Here is a 24,052-nt window from a genome sequence, read left to right on the forward strand (position 1 = left end):
CTCACCGAACACCCCAACGGCAGCCTCAACACCGACTGGCAAGTGGTGCGCATCCAGCACACCGGCTTGCAGCCGCAGGCGCTGGAGGAGGAGGGGGGGAGCGGCCCCACCATCTATCACAACGAATTCGGGGTGGTGAAAGCCAGCACCACCTGGCGGGCGCGCATCGGCAGCCCCGAGGCACCCCACAAGCCGATGGTGGATGGCCCGCAAATCGCCATGGTGGTGGGCCCCGAAGGGGAGGAGATTTACTGCGACGAACACGGCCGGCTCAAGCTGCAATTCCCGTGGGACAGGTATGGCAGTTCCAACGACCAGAGCTCCTGCTGGGTGCGGGTCTCTCAGGGCTGGGCCGGGGGTCAGTACGGCATGATGGCCATCCCGCGCATCGGCCACGAGGTCATCGTGAGTTTCCTGGAAGGGGACCCCGACCAGCCCATCGTGACCGGTCGCACCTACCACGCCACCAATCGGCCGCCCTACGAGCTGCCAGCCAACAAGACCCGCACCGTGCTGCGCACCGAGACCCACCAGGGCGAGGGCTTCAACGAGCTGCGTTTCGAAGACCAGGCTGGCAAGGAAGAGATTTATATCCACGGTCAGAAAGACCTGAACGTGCTTATCGAAAATGATGCCGCCTGGCACATCAAGCACGACCAGCACACCGATATCGACAATGAGCGGGTGACCCGCATCAAGTCCAATGACCATCTCACCGTCAATGGAGAGAAACGCGATCACATCAAGGCCGACTATTCCCTGACCGTGGATGCCAGCCTGCACCAGAAGCTCGGCCAATCCCTGCTGGTGGAAGCCGGGCAGGAGGTGCATATCAAGGTGGGTGACAAGCTGGTGCTGGAGGCGGGTTCTGAAATAACCCTCAAGGGAGGCGGCAGCTTTGTGAAAGTGGATCCTAGCGGCATCAAGCTGGTGGGCCCCGCCATCAAACTCAACGCCGGCGGCAGCGCAGGTTCAGGCTCTGGCTGGGATGGCAAGGCCCCCGTGGTGCCCAAGGGGGTAGAAGTGGTCAAGGCTCCCGAACTGGTTGAACTCATCAAGGCCATTCCCACCGAGAAGGCGATGGAAGCGTTGCTCAAGGCGCTGGAGCCCGATAGCGATTATCAGCCCTCCGCTTGATGTTCGACGAACAACTTAGGATTGAATAACAAAGATGAAAATCGTCTATCCCATGCAACTGGCAGGTGAAAATGGCTCCAGCGAGATTGCATCCATCGATGAGTTTATCAAGAAGATCAAGGGTCTCAAGAGCGGTACCTTCCCGATAGGCCGCAACCGTATCTGGCACGGTGGTATCCACTTTAGTAAAAGCGGAGGCTGGCACCCGAACGGCGCTGTGCGCGCGATTGCTGATGGGGAGATCGTGGCCTACCGACTGGCGACCAAACCAGCCAAGGCGACCCGTAGCACCGAAGAGGGCAAGCCAGAGGGAAAGATTGACTTGTATACCTCCCCTTCGTTTTGTCTGGTACGCCATTACTACGAAGCCGGTGAGCAGAGCAAGAATCAGCTGACCTTCTACAGCCTCTACATGCATATTGCGTGTGAGAACAGCTACAACAGTCCCGAGGCTGCGCGAGTAACGGTCAAGGGGACAGGCGTGTCCACCTATGAACCTGTGGTAGAGGGACATCCTCCCAAGCTGACACGTCGGCTGTCTGGCGATAAACCTGTCTATGCGAAAAGGGGGGCTGAAGTGAAGTTGGTCGGCCAGGAAGTGAAGAACCTGCTTAACCACAAAGATGAACCCCACGATTACTATTTGGTGCACTACGTTGATGACCCGGACAGCCTGTTCCATATTGCGGCAAGCCAATTACAGCAGGAATTTCCACAAAAACCGAAGTGGATGACGCCACCGGAAGGCAAACCGGTCCGCCATAAGGTCCCTGGTAATACGTGGCTACGTAAAACTGCTGACACCACAGTGGGTAGCATGGGGCTACCTGCTGGCAGTGAGGTGGTGGTATCCAGTGAGCCACCACAGATGGTGAACCTCAATGGCGGCACGGCTGAGTTTCGTAAAGTACAGGTGTTCAAGGCGGGTAGTGGTACCGTCAAAGATAGCGCCAATCAGGTGATGATCAATGCAAGCAAAGGGGCTGTAGGCTGGCTGGCGAAAAGCAAAATGGGTGCAGAGCTGGCCGCCGAACCAAGTATCCTTGTCGAATTCAAAGAAGATGCGCCGGTTGTTAACCGCAGTGCAAATCCGATACCGGTGCAGGCCGGAGAGATCATCGGTCATTGGGGTGAGCATGAGCTAGCCACTGCCGGAGCCAGCGGTTTTGTGAAAGAGGCAGACAGCAAAGCCGTGCATTTTGAGGTGTTTATTGCAGAGAGCGACAAGCAGGCGCTTGAAGATTGCATCAATAACAAGGCGCGGGTAACCGGTGGCCAAGGCTACCTGCTAGTAAAGCAAGAGGTCACAACCTATCGTCTTATCAACGATAGCCAACATGGTTTTCACGAGGTTGCCAATTTTGGGCCACAGGTCTTACCGTTAGCGGTGAAAGAGTCTGATATTGTCACTCACGGTGCCAACAACTTTGTGAAGGTGCGTGAACGGACGGCGGCGGATGGGGAGCTGGCGGGCGAGTTCGTATTGCAGGGTGGTGATGTCGAAGTGGTCAGTCAGCACGACTGGCACAAGCTGGGCGCCAAGCTGGTCGATGGCAGCAGTGATGACGATGGATTTTTGGACAAGGCTGATACCGAGAGTGAAGATCCGCAGCAGAAAGAGGCGAGCAAATTTTTTAGTTCCCTCTATGACAAGCTGGTGACAGACAGAGACAACGATGGCACCCTGAGCGGCAATGATATTAAGGCCGCGCTGGCCGATGAGGAGTTGGCGGGCAAGTTGCGGATGTTGTTTATCAAGCACAAAAGCGAATGGGTACAGCCAAGCGAGTGGCCGCGCTTAAAGCAGGAGTTGGCTGACCAACCGAAGCTCTATGAGTACGCAAAGCAGGTACACAACAATATGGCGTGGATGGAAGATGCCAGCGCGATATTGGGTGATACCAAACCTTGGTTTGTTCATCCGGCTGGGATGATGGGGCTGGTGGCTGATCCTGTCTCTGATGATGAAATGGATGAAAAATGGCTCATAGTTACCAAGGGGCAGCTTACATTTGACGCAGAAGGAAATGATGTTGAAAATAGTACTTTCTTCTCAAGAAAAATCCATTGGCCAGGTAATAGTGAATCTGGTGTAACTATTGGTCGTGGATATGATATTGGAAGTCGCTCAAAAGAAGAAGTATTCCGTGATTTATCTGGCTCAGGGGTTCCTGATAATATCGCCTCATTAATATCTGATGGCGCAGGAATTAAAGGGGAGGCTGCATCTAATTTTGTTTCGGAAAATAAAAGCTCGACCTTAATAACTAGGAAGTCACAACATCGCTTATTTGAAAAAATATACCCTGATTATGTTCTCAGGGCAAAATCAAACTATGAACGCTGGACTACAGTTCAAAACATTAACGATGCTAATATCCCAAGTGTATCAATATCTGATAAAGTAAATTGGGAAAGCTTAGACGATAAGGTTAAAGATGTTATTGTTGATTTAGTTTATCAGGGGTTTACGAAAGGTCCCAAGCCCATGATCTATGGCATGTTAAATGATAGGCAAAAATACGCCGATTACATCAAAAACAACCCCACCTTGAGCCAATATGAGCCAGGGCGCAAAAGAGCTAAATATCTAACTGGAGAATAACTGTGAAAAGACTATCTTTTGCTCTTTTTTTTATATCATTGAGTGTGTTCTCAAGCACAGATAGTAATTGTGATATTTCTGCTCCAGTTACCAATCTTGCTGCTTGTTATGAGAGTAAATCAAAACAAGCTGATGCTGAGTTAAACAAAATATATAATAATTTAAAGTCTACATTGTCATCTAGTGGTTATGATAAACAATCTAAAGAAAAATACTGGAGTCAACTGGTTCAATCCCAAAGGTATTGGATTAATCTCAGAGATACTCAGTGTAACGCAAGGGGGGCTTTCTTTGAAGACAGTTCTATCGCTCAACTGATAGAAATTAAAAAGTGCCTTATGAATGTAACAAAGGAAAGAGTGTTTTTTTTGAATAATGAGATTCAATTCATTCATGATTTACCTTGATAGGTAAGGCTGATGGCCAAGGAAGGTCCTGCATCAGCTTTGTGCCTATCAGATGGTTTTGTAGCACATTAGCCGTTTTTTACAAAACAGCATGTTAGGCAAAAAATATAGAAGGAAGCGGCCTTTCCAAGTCGCTTCTTTAATTTGGTCGGTAGTTATCCAGTAACAAATTCAGTCTAGACATCCATCATGGGGAGACGTTGATCCAGTAAGTCTATATGGTGGAAAATCTGGGACATCCAAGATTTTTGACCCTGCTAGATGCTCAACCATTTACTCAGCAGGAGATGGGGGGAAAGTGGTATGGACGGCTTTGTCGAGATTGGCGAGGTTTTGTTGAACAGCGTATTATAACTCTAGAGTAACTTAAATGAATAAATATTTGGTCTTGGTTTTTATTCTGTTGTCTTCTGTCTGCCGTGCTGAAGATATTGGCGTAGACTATCGATGCTTTGTTAGTCCCAATGGTAAAATTAAAATGCGAATGATGTGGGCCTCCACTGTAGATTGGGTTGGAGGATATGTTCAATATGGGAAAAACAAAGATAAAATAACTATAGTCCAAGTGAATTATGAAGAAGAGACGAATGATGAAGGTCGACCATATGCTGTTAATAGTGACTGGGTTGAAATAATTGATGGCAAGGTAAATGGACGGTATCACTTTGGTTACCAAGGTGCTAACTTTGACAATGTGTTTTATATAAATGCTAAAGGAAAGAGATTTGATTTTTCTCAGGCATTAGAAAATTATGAGGATTGTTTTTGATTACGGTGGTTGTGAAATACCGAAGTGCCTTCATAAATTGAGGTGTCACCACATCTTATAGATGATTTATTATAGTTGGGGGACAGCCACTCCCCCAACATAGCTTTATTCACAAGCGTTGTGTATATAGAGATAGTAGAGTTATACTGGATAGATATCAAATAAGGTGTAACTATTCATGATAGTCCTAGGCTATTTTTTTTTTGCATCATCGATAGCAATGTTCGATGTAAGTCAATGTGATGAGCTTGATTTAACAGCGCAATTTAAGTGTGTTGAAACTTTGTATAACAAGTCAGATGCAGAACTAAATAAAGTTTATAAAAATCTTTTTTCATACTTACAAAATGATTATGAAGGGATTGGTGAACCGAGAACCAAATACTTAAAGTTAGCTCAGCGTGACTGGATTAAATTTCGTGATTCGAGTTGTAATTTTTAAAATCCACAAGGTATGGGGTCTGGAGGAGAGGGTTTTGGTATCGAATGCCTTACCTGTCAGCTTAGGAAGACTGTTGACAGAATAGATTACTTAAATAAATTCAACCAAAATTAAGGCGATTGTCTAAGAAGTGATTTCACTTCATTAAAAGGCAGAGCTAAAAACAAAGTTTCAACTCTGCCAGATATGATTATTTATATCGCTAATACAATATAAATCTAGGATGTCCACCATTTTGAGCTAAGCACTCCGGCAATTTTTCTTTAGCTATGGGCAGAGGGAGAGCGCCATCTCCCGTGGCCATTGCCGCAGGTGAGACCATCGGCTATCTCGGCTTGGTGGAAACGCCAGGCTCTCTGATTGGAGGCAAAAAGAGTAAGCATCAAGTTCATCTTGAGGTGTTCACCCAGGATCCCCGTCTTGATGATGTGCTGGCCAACAAGGCGGGAACAAAAGGTGGTGCTACCTATGCCAAGGTCCCTGCGGAACTCGTCTTATACGAAAAGAAAAAGCAGGATGGTAAAGATCTCTGGGTGGCAACCGGTGACAAGAGTCTGGAAGCGCTGGTTGAATCACCAACGTTTGAAAAAGATGCCACCAAGCAGGAGTGGGTCAGCATTTCGTCAGGAAAATATGTCAAGAAAGAGCAAGTGGAGCTATTGAGCCAGCATGACTGGCTTAAGATTGGCTTTAAAAAGGTCGATGGTTCAGGATCAGATGGTTATCTGGACCCGGATGCGCCGCCTACTTTCTTTATCGAATTGGTAAACAGTTTCGATACCGACAAGAGCGGTGAACTTAGCAGTGAAGAGATACAGACCGCGCTGCAAAATAGCAGCAATGCAGAGCAACTTCACAAGCTTATCGTCAAGCATTCCAGCGAGTGGTATGAAAAATCGTCGGCCAGCAGTTATCTGTGGCTGGAAAAACTGATGGCTAAAATTGGCTTGCCTGATTTTGACCTGCTGGTGGATCACGAGAAACAGCGTATCGATAAGCTGGAGTGGATGCAGAGTGCAGCGAAGCTAAAGCTTGATAAGGCAGTTTGGCATATTCAGCCATTAACATTATCACGGCTAAATGGCAATCAGTGTTTGTGTGGTCGAGATATTGAACTGAAACATTTAGAAAGTGCAATCGAAGGGAAGGCTTCAGTGGAAAATTTATTTTCACGGTCATCATACGCTGATATTATAAGTATTTCTGCAGATATCTTCCTCAAAGAGCTTAATGCGGCCATGAATTTCTATGGTGTTTCAACATGTCTTGATAAAATGCATTTCTTGGCGCAATGTCTTGTTGAGACTGACTTTTTCAGAACAACGGAAGAATATAAGAATAAAGACGGCACCACTCCATCTAAATGGGACGAATATGGTGGTGGAAGTTTCTATCATGGTCGAGGACTAATACAGATAACACATAAAAAAAATTACGAGAAATATTTGGCGTCAATTGATTTACTGCCTATTGATAGTGATAAGGTCGAGATGCTTGCAAGTAAAATCCATCATGCAGTGTACTCTGCTGTATGGTATTGGGTTTCTGGCTCGGCATGGGGCGATATAAGAGGTTTCACGAAAAATAACGATTTCTTGAAAGTAACTATTGCTGTAAATGGTGGTTTTAATCATGTAAAAGAGCGAAATGAGTCACTGCTGAGATTAAGCAAGAGCATAGATTGTAGAAATGTAGATTTTTCCAAATTGAAATTTAAAAAGTTTGAGTTTTCTGAAAGTGCTCTTAAAGACTCTAAATGGTATAGCGCGTATAAAGATGGTTCAATGGTTAGGAAAGCGAATCAAGATCTGGAGTCTGTTAATGAATAATCCATCTCTCTTTTTTTTATTGACTATTTGTGGTCTTTTACCTTCATGGGTATACGCTATTGAAGGCTGCTCAGATGAAATATTTCACCAAGTTGAAACTAAAACTGAAAACGGTGAGCCGATTAGCATACTTTCTATAAAATATAATGAGGAGGTGGAATCATTTACGGTACCTTTTACATCTGAAAATAGTTCATGTAAAAAAGTAATCGATAATGGAGTTATAAAAATTTCAGTTGTTGCTGATAGGCCTAATGTGAGCGCAGTATATTATTTTGATATTACTGGGAAAATTAATTATATAGGTAGTGCATCTATATTTACAAGCGCTGGCGAGGAGCGAGTAAGTGGTATTGGTGAGATAAATAAAGGTAATGATATTACTAAAATAAATTTGGAAGGGGTGGCAAATGAGGATTCTGCCATCATAAGCAAAATAATAGATGTCCCATATATTCATGTAAATAGTGAAGTGCCTGACTTATACAGTAAAATGCGATATATTGAGATAGATGAACTGTCAGAAAGCACAGGAAGCAAAATTTGTGACAGTGGAGATCGCGTTTTTTATTATTGTAAGACCACGTCAGGGCGTTATTTAAATTTATGTTACTCTCCATTTTCAGGAGATATAACCTATGCTTATGGTAAGCAGAAAAAAGAAATATCTCTCAATGACTACTCCTTAGTTGGTGATAGGTTTATTTTCAAAAATAAAAATACTAGCTACAATGTATCTCCTGAAAAGGGCGAAATTTCAGTCACACAGAATGGAAAAGAATTGGCTGTTATTTCATGCAGATGAAAATCAATATTAAATTATTATGCGTGACACCGGCTTAAGGCCGGTGCTTTTACAAAATTACACAAAATATATTATAGCATTACCTCTATCTTTTTTTCCTGAGTCAGGGGGCCGATCTTGGCAGCATTTATCTCCTGAGGGTCATTGGACATGGTGGTAGAAACTCAGTGAAGTGTGGTATTAGCAAACGAGGTTGTCGGATGCGATCACCTGCAACTTATGTTCAGTAATCTAGCATGATGATTAATTTTTCATGTCTTGCTACATTTCCGCTTGTTTCCCAAGCAAGCAATTATCATAATTTCATGAGCCGCCTTATCATTCATGGGGTAAGGATTCTGTGATAATGCTTTCATTTTTATAATTTCATGCCGAAAACAAAGGCATAATTTATATGGTGTTAATTAGGCTTTTCTTGAAATACCTCTTTATGGGTGTTTTTTGGAGGCTTGGCAAATAATAAATGCATGTGGCATATAGCTTTTTTAATTTCACTCTCCAGTTCGACAAAGGCATTAATAGGGTTCGACTTGATGGAGATCAACATAAAGGGGGAAGGGGAGGCATAGCATTCCCGCAATTAAGCATTTGTCAAACAATGCTCACTGACGGGAATAAGAAGAATGGTCGAGGATACTTTTTTATCGGCTCATGGAATTAATCGCCGTGACTTTATGAAATTGTGCGCCGGGATGGCCGCAACCCTTGGATTAAGCCAGCATGCCGTGGCCAAGATGGCCACCGCGCTCACCAGCCCAGAGCGGCCACCGGTGATCTGGATAGGGGCGCAGGAGTGTACCGGTTGCACCGAGTCGCTGCTGCGCGCCACCCACCCCACCATCGAGAACCTGATCCTCAACACCATTTCGCTGGAGTACCACGAGGTGCTCTCGGCGGCCTTCGGCCATCAGGCCGAAGAGAACAAGCACAATGCCATCGAACGCTACAAGGGCAAGTATGTGCTGGTGGTGGACGGCTCCATCCCGCTTAAAGATGGCGGCATCTACTGCATGGTGGCCGGTGAACCCATTGTCGACCATATTCGCCGCGCGGCTGCCGATGCGGCTGCCGTCATCGCCATCGGCTCCTGCGCCGCCTGGGGCGGGGTGCCCGCCAGCGGCGGCAACCCGACCGGTGCCGTCAGCCTGGAGGAGGCCCTCGGCAACCTCGGCACGCCGATTATCAATATCCCGGGCTGCCCGCCCAATCCCCACAACTTCCTCACCACGGTCGCCTACTACATCACATACGGCAAGCTGCCGGCGCTCGATGCCAAGAAGCGGCCGCTGTTTGCCTATGAACGGCTCATCCACGAAAACTGCGAGCGTCGCCCGCACTTCGACGCCGGCCGTTTCGCCAAGGAGTTTGGTGACGAGGGCCACCGTCAGGGCTGGTGCCTCTATCACCTGGGCTGCAAGGGGCCGGAGACCTACGGCAACTGCTCGACCCTGGAGTTCTGCGACGTGGGCGGCGGCATCTGGCCGGTGGGCATCGGCCATCCCTGCTACGGCTGCAACGAGCAGGGGGTGGGTTTCAGCAAGGGGATCTTCCAGCTCGCCAAGGTGGAGAATCCCACCCCGCGGGTGAACAAGCCCGACGTGGCCATCCAGGAGGGAGGACACATGTCGCCCACCGCCACCGGCCTTATCGGTGGGGCGCTCGGGGTGCTGGTCGGGGTGAGTCTGATGACGGTGCGCGAGCTCGGTCGCCAGCAGAAGCGCCATGAAGCCGGACAGCACTCATCACGGGAGGAGTGACCGTGAACAGACGCAATTTTCTCAAATTCGCCTCCGTCGGTGCGCTGGCGGCGGGCACCACCGTCTCCGGCACTGCCCTGGCGGCGGCCGAGAACAAGCCGCCCATTCCCGGCGCACTCGGCATGCTCTACGACTCTACCCTCTGCATCGGCTGCCAGGCCTGTGTGGCGGAGTGTCAGCGCCTCAACGGCAACCCGGCCAATCCGGCCGGGGAAGCGACCTGGTCCAACAACGACAAGCTGAGCCCCTACACCAACAACATCATTCAGGTGTGGAAGAGCGGCGCGGGTGAGCACAAGGATCAGCTGGTGGATGGCTATGCCTACATCAAGAAGCAGTGCATGCACTGCGTCGATCCCAACTGCGTCTCCGTCTGCCCGGTGCAGGCGCTGACCAAGGATCCCAAGACCGGCATCGTTCATTACGACCCGGACGTCTGCACCGGCTGCCGCTACTGCATGGTGGGCTGCCCGTTCGACGTGCCCAAATATGACTACGACAACCCGTTCGGGGCGATCCACAAGTGCGAGCTCTGCAACCAGAAGGGGCTTGAGCGCATCGATCAGGGCAAATTGCCCGGCTGTGTCGAGGTGTGCCCCACCGGCGCCGTCATCTTCGGCACCCGCGAGGCGCTGATGGCCGAGGCCAAGCGCCGGCTGCTGGCCACCCCGGGCAGCGAATATGCCTACCCGCGCCAGACTTTCAGCGCCAACGATCCCTACCTGCACGAGGTGCCCAACTACCAGCCTTACGTCTATGGCGAGAAGGAGGGGGGCGGTACCCAGGTGCTGGTGCTGGCCGGGGTGCCCTATACCAAGCTCGACATGCCCGACTTGCCGGAGCTCTCCTCCGGGGCGCGCTCCGAGCACATCCAGCACACCCTCTACAAGGGAATGGTGCTGCCGCTGGTGGTGCTGACCGGGCTCTCGGTGCTCATTCGCCGCAACACCAAGGACCATCAGGATGGCGACGATCATGACTCGCACGCGGGCCATGACAAGCGATCGGGAGGCAAGGATCATGAGTAATCACAAGGCACATCCGCTGGGGGGCAGGCTGGTCAGCTGGCCGGTCATGGTGCTGGCGCCGTTCGTCATCCTGTGCGGCATGCTGATCCTCAAACGCCTCATCTTCGGGCTGGGCTCGGTCACCGATCTCAACGGGGGTTATCCCTGGGGGCTCTGGATCTCGTTCGATCTGCTGATCGGCACCGGTTTCGCCTGCGGCGGCTGGGCGTTGGCCTGGGCGGTCTACGTCTTCAACCGGGGCGAGTATCACCCCCTGGTAAGGCCGGCCCTGCTGGCGAGTCTGTTCGGCTACTCGCTGGGGGGCCTCTCCATCACCATCGACGTCGGCCGTTACTGGAACCTGCCCTACTTCTACATTCCGGGTTTCTTCAACACCTCCTCGGTGCTGTTCGAGACGGCGGTCTGCATGACCATCTACATCGGGGTGATGGCGCTGGAGTTTGCCCCCGTGCTCCTGGAGAAGTTCGGCTGGAAGGCCTCCATGGCGCGGCTCAACAAGATCATGTTCTTCATCCTGGCGCTGGGGGCTCTGCTGCCCACCATGCACCAATCCTCGATGGGCTCGTTGATGATAGTGGCGGGGGAGAAGATCCATCCGCTCTGGCAAAGCTACGAGCTGCTGCCGGTCTTTTCGCTTCTGACCGCCTTCATCATGGGCTTCTCCATCGTGGTGTTTGAAGGCTCCCTGGTGCAGGCGGGGCTGGCGGGGCGCGGCCCCAACGAGAAGTCGCTGTTTTACAAGCTGACCCAGGTGATCGACATCTTCCTGATCCTGTTCGTGGCGCTGCGCTTTGCCGAGATCGTCATCAACGACAAGTCGGAGTATCTCTCCGAGTGGAATCGCTACGCCTTGATGTTCTGGAGCGAGATCGCGCTGATGATCTTCCCGCTGCTGGTGTTCCACTGGGACAAGAGCCGCCGCGATTCGCGCATGTTGTTCCTGGGGGCCCTCAGCATGCTGCTGGGCGCCGCCCTTTGGCGACTGGACTACTCCCTGCTCGCCTTCAACCCCGGCAATGGCTACCACTACTTCCCCTCTGCGGCGGAAGTGCTGATCTCCTTGGGCTTCGTCGCCATCGAGGTGTGTGCCTATTTGCTGCTGATCCGGCTCTTGCCGGTACTGCCATCACTTGAACGTGTTCACCAAGATTATCAGGCCCGAGGGAAAGCCAACGTATGAGCCAACGTATCACCATAGACCCCATCACCCGCATCGAGGGTCACCTGCGTATCGACTGTGAAATCGAAGGCGGCGTCGTCACCAAGGCCTGGTCGTCTGGCACCATGTGGCGCGGGATGGAGGAGATCGTCAAGGGCAACGACCCGCGCGATGCCTGGATGATAGTGCAGCGCATTTGCGGGGTATGTACCTCCATTCACGCCATTGCCTCGGTGCGGGCGGTGGAGAACGCCATCGGCGCCAAGGTGCCGGTTAACGCCCAGTTTATCCGCAACCTCATCATCGCGGCCCACAACATCCACGATCACATCGTCCACTTCTATCAGCTCTCCGCGCTGGACTGGGTGGACATCACGGCGGCCCTTGAGGCCAATCCGCAAAAAGCGGCGGACATGCTCAAGGGGGTCTCTACCTGGTCCCTCAACAGTGCCGATGAACTGACCAAGGTGCAGGACAAGATCCGCGCGCTGGTGGCGAGCGGCCAGCTCGGCATCTTTGCCAACGGTTACTGGGGTCACAAGGCGATGAAACTGAGCCCGGAGGTGAACCTCATCGCCGTGGCGCACTACCTGCAGGCACTGGAGTGCCAGCGCGATGCCAACCGCATTGTCGCCATCCTCGGTGGCAAGAGCCCCCACATCCAGAACTTGGCGGTGGGCGGCGTGGCCAACCCCATCAATCTGGATGCGCCGAGCGTGCTCAACCTGGAACGGCTGCTCTATGTGAAGAGCTTTATCGACCGGCTCGGCGAGTTTATCGAGCAGGTCTACAAGGTGGATGCCGCCATCATAGCCGCGCACTACCCCGAGTGGCTGAACCTGGGGCAGGGGGCCAAGCACTATCTGAGCGTGCCGGAGCTGCCCACCGACGGTGACGGCGGCAGCTTCCTGATGCCGGGTGGCTACATCGAGAACGGCGATCTGGCCGGCTATCGCCCCATCGAAAGCCATCAGGATGCCTGGCTGATGGATGGCATCGCCGAGAGCAACAAGCACGCCTGGTACAAGGATGACGAGCCGCTCAAACCTTGGGAGGGCAAGACCGAGCCCGACTACACCGGCTGGCAGGATGACGGCAAATACTCCTGGGTCAAATCCCCCACCTTCTACGGCAAGGTGGTAGAGGTGGGGCCGCTTGCCGACTTGCTGGTGAAGCTCGCTGCCAAGCACCCGGAGACGCTGGCGCACTTCGACCAGTTGAATGGCATTTATAAAGCGCTCACCGATTCGGCCATCAAAACCGAACAGCTGCACTCCACCCTGGGCCGCATCATAGGCCGGGCGGTACGTTGCTGCGTGCTCAAAGATACCCTGTCCCATCAGTGGAAGGCGCTGGTGGACAACATCGGCAAGGGGGATGTCAGCGCCTACATCAAGACCGAGATCCCGGCGGACAAGGAGTTTCGCGGGGTGGGCTTTGAAGAGGCGCCGCGTGGCATGCTCTCCCACTGGGTAGTCATCAAGGGCGGCAAGATCGAGAACTATCAGGCGGTGGTGCCGTCGACCTGGAACTCGGGCCCGCGCAACTTCAACGATGAACCCGGCCCCTACGAACAATCGTTGGTAGGCACCCCGGTAGCCGATCCGGCCAAGCCGCTGGAAGTAGTGCGTACCGTCCACTCGTTCGACCCCTGCATGTCCTGCGCTGTGCATGTGGTGGATACCCAAAATGGTGAAACGACTCAGGTGAAGGTGCTGTGATGAACACCCTGATCCTGGGCGTGGGCAACCTGCTCTTGAGTGACGAGGCCGTCGGCGTGCGCATCGTCGAGGCGCTGGGGCGCGAATACCATTTCGCCCCCGGCATTGAGCTGCTCGACGGCGGTACCGCCGGTATGGAGCTGCTCGAAGCGATGGCCAGTCGCGATCACATCATTCTGGTGGATGCGGTGCGCAGTGGTAACCCGCCGGGCACCGTCGTGACCCTGAAGGATGAGGAGATCCCGACCCTGTTTGGTCGCAAGATCTCCCCGCACCAACTGGGGCTGGCGGACGTGCTCTCGGCGCTGCACATGACGGGGGAGTCGCCCAAGCGGCTCACCCTGATCGGGGTCGAGCCCGAATCCCTCGAGCCTCGCATCGGCCTCACCCCTGTGGTGGCGGCTGCCATGGGTGAGGCGACGGATCGGATTTTGACCCTGCTGGCTGCCGTTGGTGCGCCCGCCATTGTGCTCTCTGAGCAGGAGAAAGCTGAACAAGCACGGGAGGGCCTATGGCGCAGTCCCATTTAAGCGAGCTTGATGCGGTGCTGGAGTTTGCCGGTTTTGCCCGCGATCCCGCGCCCCTGCTGGTGGCCCAGTACGAGCGGATCGCTCGCGAAGAGATGCAGGCGTTGCCCTTCTATCACGCCACCATGCCCATTGTGGCGGAGTGCACGTTGTTTGAAGGTCAGTGGCTCGGCTGTGTGCTCACCCCCTGGATGCTGAGCGTGGTGGTGCTGCCGGGACCGGATCAGCTTTGGCCGGTGCGCAGCAACAGCGATCGGCTCGCCCTGCAGCTCCCCTGCGGCAACATGACCTTTATGGTGGGGGCCTTGCCCGAGACGGGGCAGTTGCTGGCCTGCTCGCTCATGTCCCCCATCGACCCGCATCTGGGGGCCGACGAGGGGCGTGCGCTGGTGAGCAGTACCCTCAAGATGTTGCTTTCGCTTCCGGTGCAGCAGGGGGAGGGCGGCGTGGATCTGGGGCGCCGACGACTGTTCGGGGGACGAAAGTCCTGAGACCAAGGCGTGCCGACAACCGGGCGCGTCAGTTTGACACAGGGGCCGGCATGGGCCCCTCACTCGCCTCATTGAGGTGGCGTTGCATCTCTGCGAGTGAATCCTGGGAACAAGGATCATGATGAAGATTGAACATGGCCGCGTCGATGGCCTGCTGGGTGCGCCAGTCCTGGTGCGGGCACTGCCCCTGCTGGCCCTGCTCTCGGGCGGTTTCTCTACCATGGCGCTGGCTGCCCAGCCCGTCCCCGCCGAACTCAAGCTCGCCATCGGCAGTGAGCCCACCGAAGGGTTCGACCCTTTGCTTGGTTGGAGCCACGGCAGCTATCTGCTGCTGCACAGCCCGCTGCTCAAGCAAAACGCCGACCTCAGCTGGCAGAATGTGCTCACCCAATCGGTGACTCCGAGCCAGGATGGCAAGGGGTGGCTTATCCGCCTCAAGCCGGATTTGAAATTCTCCAATGGCGCGCCCCTCACCGCCGAGGATGTGGCCTTCACCTACAACAGCGCAGCCCAGGGGGGCGGCAAGATCGACATGGGCAACTTTGTCTCGGCCAAGGTGCTCTCGCCCACCGAGGTTGCCATCACCCTGAGTGCTCCCCAGAGCACCTTCGTCAACGTGCTGGGATCGCTCGGGATAGTGTCGAAGCGGGATTACGACGCAAAAGCTTACGCCCGCCATCCGGTCGGCGCCGGCCCTTACCGGCTGGTGAGCTTCCTGCCCGGTCAACAACTGGTGGTGGAGGCAAACCCCCATTACGCTGGCGGCAGCAATGATTTCAAACGGCTGGTGTTTGTCTTTATCGATGAAGAGAGCGCCTATGCCGCCGCCCGGAGCAATCAACTCGATCTGGTGCGCATCGCCCCGTCACTGGCGCCCACCGTGCCTGCTTCCCTCAAGCTCTGGGTACGGCCGAGCGTGGAGAACCGCGGTATCGTCTTCCCCATTCCTCCAGCGGGTAAAAACGATGCCAAGGGTTATCCTATCGGCAACGACGTGACCTCGGATGTGGCGGTGCGCCGCGCCATCAACTACGCCATCGACCGCAAGTTGCTGGCCGATCAGCTGCTGGAAGGGCACGCCATCCCCGCCTATAGCGCGGTAGAAGGCTTGCCCTGGCTGAACAAAGCCACCGCCTTCAAGGATGGCGATGCTGCCCATGCCAATGCCCTGCTCGATGAGGCGGGCTGGAAGATGGGCAGTGACGGCATTCGCCACAAGGGCTCCCTGCGCGCCGCCTTTACCCTCTGGTACACCAGTGGCGACAGCACCCGCCGGGATCTGGCGGAAGCGGTGCGGGCCATGCTGGGGCCCATCGGCCTCGAGGTGAGCCTCAAATCCGGCAGCTGGGAGCAGGTGGAGCGGGATATGCACGCCAATCCGGTGCTGATGGGGTGGGGGAGTCTGGATCCCATGGAGCTCTATCACCACTACCAGAGCGGTTCCGCCGGCGTGGAGTTCTACAACCCGGGTTATTACAGCAATCCGGTGGTGGATGGCCACCTCAAGCAGGCGCTGGATGCCCCCGATTGGCAGGCGGCCGTGCCGTTCTGGCAGCAGGTGGAGTGGGATGGCAAGCGTGGCGCCGGGGTGCAGGGGGATGCGGCCTGGGCCTGGCTGCTCAACGTGCAGCACACTTATCTGGCCAACCGCTGCATCGACCTTGGCAAGGGGGCGCCGGAAATCCACGGTAGCTGGTCACTGCTCAACAACCTGCAGGATTGGCGGTGGACGTGCCGCTAAGTTCGCCCTTGAGTCATTCAGGTTATCTGTTGCTAAAAGCCCTGCTGCGTCTGGCAGGGCTGCTCTGTCTGGTCTCGGTCGCCACCTTTGTGCTGCTGAGTTACTCCCCCATCGACCCCATCAAGGCCTATATCGGCAACGATCTGCTCCATGTGCCGCCAGAGCAATACGCCCGCATAGCCGCCCGTTGGGGGCTGGATCAGCCGCTCTGGCTGCGTTACTGGCACTGGTTTACCCAGGTGCTGAGGGGGGATCTCGGTTACTCCATGCTCTACAACGCGCCGGTGAGCGAGGTCATAGGCCAGCGCTTTGCCGCTTCCTTCCTGCTGCTGGCGGGCGCCTGGCTACTCTCCGGATTTTTCGGGATTTTGCTGGGCCTCTGCGCCGGTCGTTATCTCAATCGCTGGCCCGATCGCCTGATTTGCCGGTTTGCCTATCTGCTCGCCTCCCTGCCCACCTTCTGGGTCGGCCTCTTGCTGCTCGCCCTGTTTGCGGTGCACTGGCCTTGGCTTCCGGTCTGCTGCGCCTGGACGCCGGGCCTCTCCGCCGATGAGGTAGATTGGGTCATGCGAGCACGCCATCTGTTGCTGCCGGTGGCGACCTTGACCCTGCTCGGGCTTGGCAACATCGCCCTGCACACCCGGGCGCGGGTGGCCGAGGTGCTGGAGAGCGACTTTATCCGCTACGCCCGCGCCCAGGGGGATGGCGGCTGGCCCATGCTGCGTTTTCATGTGCTGCGCCATGCCCTGACCCCGGCCATCTGTCTGCAGTTTGCCTCCCTAGGCGAGCTGATTGGCGGATCGCTCTTGGCCGAAAAGGTCTTCTCCTATCCGGGGCTCGGCCAGGCCACTGTGGATGCGGGGCTGCGGGGGGATATCCCCTTGCTGATGGGAATCGTGCTCTTCTGCACCCTGCTGGTCTTTATTGGCAACACGTTGGCCAGTTTGCTGCTGGCCCGCATCAATCGGGGCTGGGAGGGCGAGCATGCTGTTTAATCCGTTTCCCTCCATACTGCGGCTGGGTTTTGCCCTGCTCGGATTGGCGCTGCTGTCCACTTACGGCTGGAGCCTCTCTCATCAGTATGTGCCGATGGATCTGCTGGCGCGCCAGCAGCCTCCCTCGCTGACCCACTGGTTCGGCACCGATCAGATGGGGCGGGATCTCTGGTTGCGCGCCTTTCAGGGCACCCTCACCAGTCTGGAACTCGGCATCAGCACGGCGCTCTGCAGTGGCCTGCTGGCCATGGTGGCGGCAAGCGTATCGCTCATTCATCCCAGATGTGATGCGGCGGTGCGAATGGTGATCGACGCCATGCTGGCGCTGCCCCATATGCTGCTGCTGATCCTCATCTGCTTTACCGTGGGGGGCGGTATGCGCGGGGTGATCCTGGCGGTGGCGCTCACCCACTGGCCCAAGCTGGCGCTTATTCTCTGCGCCGAGGCGCGGCGGATCGCCTGCAGCGACTATGTGGTGCTGGCCCGCTGTCAGGGGATGGGGGCGCTGCGTCGCTGGCGCACCCACTTGCTGCCGGGGCTGTTGCCCCAGTGGTTTATCGGCACCTTGCTGATGTTTCCCCATGCGGTGCTGCACAGCGCGGCCTTGAGCTTTCTCGGCTTTGGACTGGCGGCCCATGAGGCCTCGCTGGGTCTGCTGCTGGCCGATGCCCTGCGTTATCTGGCCGGTGGCGGTTGGTGGCTGGCCCTCTTCCCGGGGTTGATGCTGCTGACCTTGGTTTTACTGTTTGATCAGGCTACCCGGGCCCTGCAACAACTCTGGTTTGGGTTTGGGGGAGATACATGCTGAGTTTTGAAGGCGCCATCTGGCGTCAGCACAGTCTGGCTGGCGCTGCTGTTTGCTCAGATGACTCGCGGGCCTTGCAACAGCTGCTGTGGCACAGGAGTGAACCATGCTGAGTTTTGATCAGGTGACCATAGAGGCGGCTCACTACTCCTTGCTGGGGCGGCGCAGCTGGCGGCCGCTGTTGACCAATATCAGCCTGCAACTGGCGCCCGGCGAAATCGTGGCGCTGGTGGGGGGGAGCGGCGAGGGCAAGAGCCTGCTGCTGCAAAGTGCCCTGACCCTGCTGCCGGACAACCTGCGCATGCGCGGCAGCATCTCTCTTGATGGCACACCTCTGTGCGATGTCAGCCGGGCCCGTCTGCGCGGCCACACCGTCTGCTATGTGCCGCAGGGGGTGAGTGCCCTCAATCCGTTGCTGACGGTGGAGCGCCAGCTGGGCCGGGCGGCCCGTCTCTGTGGCCAGAGCGGTTCTCGCGAGCGGCTCGGCGAGCAGCTGCTGCGCTACCAGCTGCCCGCTACCACCCTGGACAGCTATCCGCGCCAGCTCTCCGGCGGCATGGCCAAGCGCATTCTGGCCTGCACCGCGGCCCTCGGCGGTGCCCGCTACATTCTGGCAGACGAGATCACCGCCTGGCTCGACGAGGGGCTGGCCTGTCTGCTGCTCGGCCAGTTGCGTGAATTGGCCAATCAGGGCAGCGGCATCCTCTGGGTGACCCACGATCTGGCGATGGCGGCCCGCTTCGCCGATCGCATAGTCGCGCTGCATCAGGGGCAGGTGAGCGATACCTTGAGCTGCCACCATCTGCGCCAGGGGCAGGGGAGCGAGATGCTCAGAGCCCACTGGCAGGCGCTGCCGGAATTCAATGCGCTCTTCTCTGTGCCGGAGGTTTCCTGATGTTGGAAGTACAAAACCTCACTATCGCCCAGGGGGAACGTCCCCTTTGGCAGGGTTTATCGCTGACGGTGAAAGCGGGGGAGCGGCTCGGTATCTCCGCCCCCAGCGGTTATGGCAAGACCACGTTGGGGCGGGTATTGGCCGGTTGGCAACCGGTTGGGGCCGGCGGGCAGATCCTGCTGGATGGGCAGCCAGTACCTGAACAGGTAAAAGGTTATAACCCCATCCAGCTGGTGCCCCAGCACCCGGAGCTCACCTTCAATCCCTATCGCACCACTGGGCAGGCGCTGTGGGATGTGTGGCGCCCCGATGACGCCATGCTGGCCCGCTTTATGGTCAAACCTGAGTGGCTCGGCCGTAAACCCGGTCAACTCTCCGGCGGCGAGCTGGCCCGCATCGCGCTGTTGCGCGCCCTCGATCCCCGCACTCGATTGCTGATTGCCGATGAGGTGACCGCCCAGCTGGATCCGCAAATCCAGCGCCAACTCTGGCGGGAGTTGATGGTTGAATGCGAGCAGCGCGGGCTTGGCATGGTCATCTTCAGTCACCAGCAGGCATTATTGCGCCAGATCTGCCATCGGGTGCTGCGCTTTGGTGAGATGCAGCCCGTGACAGGTGTATTGGCTGAAAATGCGGCCTGAGGGTTAGTTCCCCCTCATCCCCAGCCCTTCTCCCGCAAGGGGAGAAGGGAGCAGAAGGTGCCATTTCGCCAGGCTCGGGGTTTAGGGTTTGGAGAACCTCTGGGTTTGAAAATATGGCTGGTTGTTATGCTCGAAGCGCCCCCTGAGGGGTTTGAGGGCGTCGTATAGTCGCGGCATCCACAAACCGGTTCCCTCTCCCTGGGGAGAGGGTCAGGGTGAGGGGACGCGAGTATGAGGCGCGGGCCATTCGGTATAGAGAGAACGCCTGATAAGGTTTGTAAATAAAGAGAGGGAGGCATCAGCCTCCCTCTTTTGTTTTCTACCGTTATCAGCGGTGTTTAACCGGTTCAGGCACTGGCCAGCCAGTTCAGCCAGGCATCCATCCCTTCACCGGTAGTGGCGCTGACCTGGATCACCTGGATATAGGGGTTGACCCGTTTGGCGTTCTCGATGCAGCGGGCCACGTCAAAGCTGACGTAGGGCAGCAGATCAGTCTTGTTGATCACCATCAGCTGGGCGGCGGCAAACATGTCCGGGTATTTCAGCGGTTTCTCTTCCCCCTCGGTGACGGAGAGGATCGCCACCTTGTACTTCTCGCCGAGATCGAAGCTGGCGGGGCAGACCAGATTGCCGACGTTCTCGATAAAGAGGATGCCTCCTTCATTGGCGGGCAGCTGGTGACAGGCGTCGTGGACCATTTTGGCGTCTAGATGGCAGCCCTTGCCGGTGTTGATCTGCACGGCAGGGACGCCGGTGGCACGAATGCGATCCGCATCTCTGCTTGTCTGCTGATCCCCTTCGATCACGGCGCAGGGGCGCTTGTCGGCCAGCTGGCGCAGGGTTTCACACAGCAAGGTGGTCTTGCCTGAACCCGGGCTCGATACCAGGTTGAGCACCAGCTGGGCCGCCTCGTCGAAGTGTTCGCGGTTGTGGGCGGCCAGAGCATTGTTCTTGGCCAGCACATCCATCTCGATGGCGATCAGCTGGCGCTGCCCCATGCCCGGAACCGACAAGCCCGCGTCCCCTTTGCCGTAGTGCAGATCACCCTGCTGATGGTCATGGTCATGGTCATGGTCATGGCTGTGATCATGGGGATGCGCGTGGGAATGGCCGTGGTCATGAGAGTGGCCATGTTCATGATGATGGTCGTGGGGGTGATCATGGTGGTGCTCATGCGGCTGATCATGACCCTCTGCTCCTATTGGTGCCCGTACCCCGTGGTAGTGGTGATGGACATCCCCCTGATGGTGATAGTGGTGGTGAATGATCAGGGTGCGCGGCGCACTCTGCTCGTGGTCATGATGGTGATGGACGTCATGACCATGATGATGGTCGTGCTCATGTTCATGGTGATGTTCATGTTCGTGATGATGCTCATGATCGTGCTCATGGCCGGCGATCCGCGCCTGGCCGCATCCGCATACGCTACACATATCAACTTACCTCGATGTCGGTGATGCGCAGGCTATCACCCTGCGCGACTCGTAATTTGTATCCGCCACACTCGGGACAGGCCTGCCCGCGCTCGGTGAGGGTGACCGTCTGGTTGCAGTCGTAACACCAGGCCTCTGCCGCCTGGTGCTGAAAGTGCAGCTGGGCGCCTTGGGCCACGGTGCCCTTGGCGGCCGCCTCGAAACAGAAGGCAATGGTGTCCGGGTCGACGCAGGAGAAGCTGCCGACCTCGAGCCAGAGGGCGGTCACCTTGGTAAAGCCCCGCTGGGTGGCCTGCTCGGCAGCCAGATCGATGGCGGCCATGGCCAGAGACATTTCGTGCATGGTGGCTCCTTAACCGATATGGGGAGGAGCAGTGACTCCCCCCTGTAATTGACGGAACGGCATGGCCGCTCAACAGATCCGCGGCAGCTGCTCCCCTTGCGGTAGCTCCAGATAGCGGCGGCTTCCCCAGGGGTTGCTCAGGATCACCTTGTGGCGATCGCTCGCCTGCACCACGCCGATCTGGCTGGCGGCGGAGTTGAATTGCCGCAAGATGCCCAGCGCGTCCTGCGCCTGTTCGGTGGGCAGGGCCAGCACCATGGTCCCCTCGTTGGCGAGATCATGGGGCTCGAAACCATAGAGTTCGCACAGGCCGCGCACCGGATCGCACACCGGAATGGCGGATTCCTCCAGCTCGATGGCAACGCCGGAGGCACTGCTCCACTCGTTGAGCACGGCGGCAAGGCCACCGCGGGTGGCATCGCGCAGGGCGTGAGGGGTAATACCCGCTTTTAGTAGCGCTTCGACCTGCGGCCAGAGGGTGGTGCAGTCGCTCTTGAGATCGGATCCCAGCTGCAGGGCGTCACGGGCCATCAGGATGCAGGCGCCGTGGCTGCCGATATCCCGCGACACCAGAATGGCGTCACCGGCCTTGAGGCTCCGTACCGAGATGCCCCGGCTCTGTTCAGGCAGCGGGAATGTGCCGACCCCGCTGGTGTTGATAAAGATCTTGTCGGCCGCCCCCTTGGGCACCACCTTGGTGTCGCCGCAGACGATGCGGGCGCCGCTCTTGGCAAGCTCCGCGGCCATCGACTCGACGATGCGGGCGAGATCGGCGTAGGGGAAACCCTCCTCGATGATAAAGCTGGCGCTCAGATACTCGGGCTTGGCCCCCATCATGGCGAGATCGTTGACCGTGCCGGCGATGGCCAGCTTGCCGATATCGCCCCCCTCGAAGAAGAGCGGCGAGACAGTAAAGCTGTCGGTGGTGAAGGCAACGGGGCCCTCTACCGGCAACAGGGCGGCATCTTCACCGCGCAGCAGGATCTCGTTGCCAAAGTGGCGAAAGAAGAGCTGATTGATCAGCTGATTCATTTCGACACCGCCGCCGCCGTGGCTTAACTGGATTTCTCTCATCGGGTCTGGTTCTCCACAAGATTGCAGAAACAGGCTGGTTCATCTCTCCTCACCACCCGACCGCCGTGGCTTAACTGAATTTCTCTCATTGGATCCCCATATATCGGTAGTAGGCATTGCAGGCCCCTTCGGAGCTGACCATGCAGCTGCCCATGGGCTGGGTCGGGGTGCAGCCCCGGCCAAAGACGTTGCACTGGTTCGGTTTGGCCAGGCCGCGCAGGATATCGGCGCACTGGCACGCCTTGTGGTCATCGATGGGAGTCTGATTGAGTTGAAAGTGGCGCTCCGCATCGCGCTTGGCGAAGGCATCGCGCAGGCGCAGGGCGGAGGCGTTGATATCCCCCAGACCTCGCCAGCGAAAGTGCTCGCGGGTCTCGAAAAAGCGCTCAACCAGCCGCTGGGCGGCTTTATTGCCGCTGGCGGTGACGGCGCGGCTGTACTGCACCTCCAGCGCGAAGCGACCCTCCACCTTCTGGCGCACCATCATCAAGAGCGCCTCCATCACGTCCACCGGCTCGAAACCGCTGACCACCACCGGTACCTGATAGCGATCGACGATGGGCAGGTAGATATCGGCGCCTGTGATGACGCTGACGTGAGAGGGGCCGATAAAGGCGTTCACCTTGGCAACGCCTTCGGCCATCACCGCATGAATGGCGGGCGGCACCAACACATGGTTGATATGAAACAGGAGGTTCAGGGCCCCTTGCTCTTCAGCGGCAGCCAGCAAGGCGGCCGTCATCGGGGTGGAGGTCTCGAAACCGATGGCGAAGAAGACCACGGTTTTCTCCGGGTTCTCTTTGGCGATACGCAGGGCATCGAGGGGGTCATAGACGGGGCGGATATCGCTCCCCTTGGCCCGCTGCTGGGCCAGCGTGCCCTTGGAGCCCGGCACCCGGATCATGTCCCCCAGGGTGACCAGAATGACGTTCGGTTGACTCGCCAGCTCGATGGCCTGATCGATGCGCTCTTTGGGCATGATGCAGACCGGGCAGCCGGGGCCGTGGACAAACTCAATGCTGGCCGGCAGCAACTGGTGCAGGCCGTACTTCATGATGGTGTGGGTATGGCCGCCGCACACCTCCATCACCCGCAGCGGCTCGGGCAGATCATTGGCCAGTTCGGTGATCTGGGCGGCGAGGGCGCGGATCACCTGGGGCTCACGAAAGCCCTGAAAGAGGTCATTCAAGGTCAGCATGGCAGCGTCTCTTGTTTGGGCATCAGGGCCACCATCTGGCGGAAGCTCTCGAGGCTGGCCTGCGCCTCCTCGTCGTCAATCTTGCTCATCACAAAGCCGATATGGAGCAGCACATAGTCGCCAATGTTGAGAGGCTCTTCGAGCAGCATGCAGCTGACGCGCCGCTGCACCCCCAGGGTGTCGACGGTGACGCAGTTATCTTCGGGGTGCAGTTGCACCACCTGAGAGGGGATGGATAGACACATGAATT

Annotated in this window: 24 protein-coding genes; 19 read left to right on the forward strand and 5 right to left on the reverse strand. The window is 56.3% G+C overall.

Annotated elements, in window-relative coordinates:
- From tssI to AB5Y89_RS20000, 18 genes are all read left to right on the forward strand, one after another.
- On the forward strand, window positions 1-1,137 hold a 1,137-nt coding region (gene tssI / locus AB5Y89_RS19915; RefSeq protein WP_368224344.1), incomplete at its 5' end, for a type VI secretion system tip protein TssI/VgrG.
- Between the two features lie 34 nt (window positions 1,138-1,171).
- Window positions 1,172-3,742: a pesticin C-terminus-like muramidase gene (locus tag AB5Y89_RS19920; RefSeq protein WP_368224345.1), complete on the forward strand. Its 2,571-nt coding sequence runs from the start codon at window positions 1,172-1,174 to the stop codon at window positions 3,740-3,742.
- A 2-nt stretch (window positions 3,743-3,744) separates the two neighbouring features.
- The gene (locus AB5Y89_RS19925; RefSeq protein ID WP_368224346.1) at window positions 3,745-4,149 is read left to right on the forward strand and encodes a lysozyme inhibitor LprI family protein; all 405 of its coding nucleotides are present in this window, start codon (window positions 3,745-3,747) and stop codon (window positions 4,147-4,149) included.
- Between the two features lie 370 nt (window positions 4,150-4,519).
- The gene (locus AB5Y89_RS19930) at window positions 4,520-4,918 is read left to right on the forward strand and encodes a hypothetical protein (protein ID WP_316286979.1); all 399 of its coding nucleotides are present in this window, start codon (window positions 4,520-4,522) and stop codon (window positions 4,916-4,918) included.
- 178 nt (window positions 4,919-5,096) lie between these two features.
- On the forward strand, window positions 5,097-5,360 hold the full coding sequence (locus AB5Y89_RS19935) for a lysozyme inhibitor LprI family protein (protein WP_368224347.1): 264 nt from the start codon (window positions 5,097-5,099) through the stop codon (window positions 5,358-5,360).
- Window positions 5,361-5,656: 296 nt separating this feature from the next.
- On the forward strand, window positions 5,657-7,189 hold the full coding sequence (locus AB5Y89_RS19940; RefSeq protein ID WP_368224348.1) for a hypothetical protein: 1,533 nt from the start codon (window positions 5,657-5,659) through the stop codon (window positions 7,187-7,189).
- Complete coding sequence (locus AB5Y89_RS19945; protein ID WP_368224349.1) at window positions 7,182-7,994, forward strand: hypothetical protein; 813 nt, start codon at window positions 7,182-7,184, stop codon at window positions 7,992-7,994. The genes AB5Y89_RS19940 and AB5Y89_RS19945 overlap by 8 nt, the downstream gene beginning before the upstream one ends.
- 623 nt (window positions 7,995-8,617) lie before the next feature.
- On the forward strand, window positions 8,618-9,751 hold the full coding sequence (gene hybO / locus AB5Y89_RS19950; RefSeq protein WP_042008183.1) for a hydrogenase 2 small subunit: 1,134 nt from the start codon (window positions 8,618-8,620) through the stop codon (window positions 9,749-9,751).
- A 2-nt stretch (window positions 9,752-9,753) separates the two neighbouring features.
- Window positions 9,754-10,779, forward strand: a complete 1,026-nt coding sequence (gene hybA, locus AB5Y89_RS19955; protein WP_268031114.1) for a hydrogenase 2 operon protein HybA — start codon at window positions 9,754-9,756, stop codon at window positions 10,777-10,779.
- Entirely contained in the window at window positions 10,772-11,959 is a 1,188-nt protein-coding gene (gene hybB / locus AB5Y89_RS19960) for a Ni/Fe-hydrogenase cytochrome b subunit (RefSeq protein ID WP_017778885.1), read from the forward strand. Before hybA ends, hybB begins: the two co-directional genes overlap by 8 nt.
- On the forward strand, window positions 11,956-13,659 hold the full coding sequence (gene hybC / locus AB5Y89_RS19965) for a hydrogenase 2 large subunit (RefSeq protein ID WP_368224350.1): 1,704 nt from the start codon (window positions 11,956-11,958) through the stop codon (window positions 13,657-13,659). Before hybB ends, hybC begins: the two co-directional genes overlap by 4 nt.
- The gene (locus AB5Y89_RS19970; RefSeq protein WP_368224351.1) at window positions 13,659-14,189 is read left to right on the forward strand and encodes a HyaD/HybD family hydrogenase maturation endopeptidase; all 531 of its coding nucleotides are present in this window, start codon (window positions 13,659-13,661) and stop codon (window positions 14,187-14,189) included. The genes hybC and AB5Y89_RS19970 overlap by 1 nt, the downstream gene beginning before the upstream one ends.
- Entirely contained in the window at window positions 14,171-14,677 is a 507-nt protein-coding gene (gene hybE, locus AB5Y89_RS19975) for a hydrogenase-2 assembly chaperone (protein WP_368224352.1), read from the forward strand. Before AB5Y89_RS19970 ends, hybE begins: the two co-directional genes overlap by 19 nt.
- A gap of 121 nt (window positions 14,678-14,798) precedes the next feature.
- Window positions 14,799-16,418 (forward strand): ABC transporter substrate-binding protein, encoded by a 1,620-nt coding sequence (locus AB5Y89_RS19980; RefSeq protein ID WP_368224374.1) that lies wholly within the window; start codon window positions 14,799-14,801, stop codon window positions 16,416-16,418.
- Window positions 16,403-17,413 carry an ABC transporter permease gene (locus tag AB5Y89_RS19985; protein ID WP_368224353.1) on the forward strand — a complete coding sequence of 337 codons (1,011 nt, stop codon included), beginning with the start codon at window positions 16,403-16,405 and terminating at the stop codon, window positions 17,411-17,413. Before AB5Y89_RS19980 ends, AB5Y89_RS19985 begins: the two co-directional genes overlap by 16 nt.
- Entirely contained in the window at window positions 17,403-18,221 is an 819-nt protein-coding gene (locus tag AB5Y89_RS19990) for an ABC transporter permease (RefSeq protein ID WP_368224354.1), read from the forward strand. The genes AB5Y89_RS19985 and AB5Y89_RS19990 overlap by 11 nt, the downstream gene beginning before the upstream one ends.
- A 103-nt stretch (window positions 18,222-18,324) precedes the next feature.
- Entirely contained in the window at window positions 18,325-19,113 is a 789-nt protein-coding gene (locus AB5Y89_RS19995; RefSeq protein ID WP_319891364.1) for an ATP-binding cassette domain-containing protein, read from the forward strand.
- Window positions 19,113-19,754, forward strand: coding sequence for an ATP-binding cassette domain-containing protein (locus AB5Y89_RS20000; RefSeq protein ID WP_323949718.1), 642 nt, complete (start codon window positions 19,113-19,115; stop codon window positions 19,752-19,754). The genes AB5Y89_RS19995 and AB5Y89_RS20000 overlap by 1 nt, the downstream gene beginning before the upstream one ends.
- A gap of 347 nt (window positions 19,755-20,101) precedes the next feature.
- Here AB5Y89_RS20000 and hypB read toward each other — a convergent pair whose 3' ends face one another.
- Window positions 20,102-20,956: a hydrogenase nickel incorporation protein HypB gene (gene hypB / locus AB5Y89_RS20005; RefSeq protein WP_368224375.1), complete on the reverse strand. Its 855-nt coding sequence runs from the start codon at window positions 20,954-20,956 to the stop codon at window positions 20,102-20,104.
- On the opposite strand from hypB, the gene AB5Y89_RS20010 reads away from it, so the two are divergent.
- On the forward strand, window positions 20,843-21,211 hold the full coding sequence (locus AB5Y89_RS20010) for a hypothetical protein (protein ID WP_368224377.1): 369 nt from the start codon (window positions 20,843-20,845) through the stop codon (window positions 21,209-21,211). The genes hypB and AB5Y89_RS20010 overlap by 114 nt on opposite strands.
- Here AB5Y89_RS20010 and hypA read toward each other — a convergent pair.
- The 4 genes from hypA to AB5Y89_RS20030 form a co-directional block, all read right to left on the reverse strand.
- The gene (gene hypA, locus AB5Y89_RS20015; RefSeq protein ID WP_069652614.1) at window positions 21,189-21,530 is read right to left on the reverse strand and encodes a hydrogenase maturation nickel metallochaperone HypA; all 342 of its coding nucleotides are present in this window, start codon (window positions 21,528-21,530) and stop codon (window positions 21,189-21,191) included. The two genes, AB5Y89_RS20010 and hypA, sit on opposite strands and share 23 nt — an antisense overlap.
- Before the next feature lie 69 nt (window positions 21,531-21,599).
- Window positions 21,600-22,604, reverse strand: coding sequence for a hydrogenase expression/formation protein HypE (gene hypE / locus AB5Y89_RS20020; RefSeq protein ID WP_368224355.1), 1,005 nt, complete (start codon window positions 22,602-22,604; stop codon window positions 21,600-21,602).
- 85 nt (window positions 22,605-22,689) lie between these two features.
- Window positions 22,690-23,802, reverse strand: a complete 1,113-nt coding sequence (gene hypD, locus AB5Y89_RS20025; protein ID WP_368224356.1) for a hydrogenase formation protein HypD — start codon at window positions 23,800-23,802, stop codon at window positions 22,690-22,692.
- Window positions 23,796-24,047 carry a HypC/HybG/HupF family hydrogenase formation chaperone gene (locus AB5Y89_RS20030; RefSeq protein WP_368224357.1) on the reverse strand — a complete coding sequence of 84 codons (252 nt, stop codon included), beginning with the start codon at window positions 24,045-24,047 and terminating at the stop codon, window positions 23,796-23,798. Before AB5Y89_RS20030 ends, hypD begins: the two co-directional genes overlap by 7 nt.
- Between the last annotated feature and the right edge of the window lie 5 nt (window positions 24,048-24,052).

It is taken from the genome of Aeromonas sp. s4 (genome assembly GCF_040907855.1).
Classification (GTDB): Bacteria; Pseudomonadota; Gammaproteobacteria; order Enterobacterales; family Aeromonadaceae; genus Aeromonas; species Aeromonas caviae.

What these genes read in the sequence shown, in the direction of transcription:
- AB5Y89_RS19920 (WP_368224345.1), top strand. Translation starts at nt 1,172, where the DNA reads ATGAAAATCGTCTATCCCATGCAACTGGCAGGTGAAAATGGCTCCAGC.
- AB5Y89_RS19930 (WP_316286979.1), top strand. Translation starts at nt 4,520, where the DNA reads ATGAATAAATATTTGGTCTTGGTTTTTATTCTGTTGTCTTCTGTCTGC.
- AB5Y89_RS19935 (WP_368224347.1), top strand. Translation starts at nt 5,097, where the DNA reads ATGATAGTCCTAGGCTATTTTTTTTTTGCATCATCGATAGCAATGTTC.
- AB5Y89_RS19945 (WP_368224349.1), top strand. Translation starts at nt 7,182, where the DNA reads ATGAATAATCCATCTCTCTTTTTTTTATTGACTATTTGTGGTCTTTTA.
- hybO (WP_042008183.1), top strand. Translation starts at nt 8,618, where the DNA reads ATGGTCGAGGATACTTTTTTATCGGCTCATGGAATTAATCGCCGTGAC.
- hybB (WP_017778885.1), top strand. Translation starts at nt 10,772, where the DNA reads ATGAGTAATCACAAGGCACATCCGCTGGGGGGCAGGCTGGTCAGCTGG.
- hybC (WP_368224350.1), top strand. Translation starts at nt 11,956, where the DNA reads ATGAGCCAACGTATCACCATAGACCCCATCACCCGCATCGAGGGTCAC.
- AB5Y89_RS19970 (WP_368224351.1), top strand. Translation starts at nt 13,659, where the DNA reads ATGAACACCCTGATCCTGGGCGTGGGCAACCTGCTCTTGAGTGACGAG.
- hybE (WP_368224352.1), top strand. Translation starts at nt 14,171, where the DNA reads ATGGCGCAGTCCCATTTAAGCGAGCTTGATGCGGTGCTGGAGTTTGCC.
- AB5Y89_RS19980 (WP_368224374.1), top strand. Translation starts at nt 14,799, where the DNA reads ATGAAGATTGAACATGGCCGCGTCGATGGCCTGCTGGGTGCGCCAGTC.
- AB5Y89_RS19990 (WP_368224354.1), top strand. Translation starts at nt 17,403, where the DNA reads ATGCTGTTTAATCCGTTTCCCTCCATACTGCGGCTGGGTTTTGCCCTG.
- AB5Y89_RS19995 (WP_319891364.1), top strand. Translation starts at nt 18,325, where the DNA reads ATGCTGAGTTTTGATCAGGTGACCATAGAGGCGGCTCACTACTCCTTG.
- AB5Y89_RS20000 (WP_323949718.1), top strand. Translation starts at nt 19,113, where the DNA reads ATGTTGGAAGTACAAAACCTCACTATCGCCCAGGGGGAACGTCCCCTT.
- AB5Y89_RS20010 (WP_368224377.1), top strand. Translation starts at nt 20,843, where the DNA reads ATGGGGATGCGCGTGGGAATGGCCGTGGTCATGAGAGTGGCCATGTTC.
- hypA (WP_069652614.1), bottom strand. Translation starts at nt 21,530, where the DNA reads ATGCACGAAATGTCTCTGGCCATGGCCGCCATCGATCTGGCTGCCGAG.
- hypE (WP_368224355.1), bottom strand. Translation starts at nt 22,604, where the DNA reads ATGAGAGAAATCCAGTTAAGCCACGGCGGCGGCGGTGTCGAAATGAAT.
- hypD (WP_368224356.1), bottom strand. Translation starts at nt 23,802, where the DNA reads ATGCTGACCTTGAATGACCTCTTTCAGGGCTTTCGTGAGCCCCAGGTG.
- AB5Y89_RS20030 (WP_368224357.1), bottom strand. Translation starts at nt 24,047, where the DNA reads ATGTGTCTATCCATCCCCTCTCAGGTGGTGCAACTGCACCCCGAAGAT.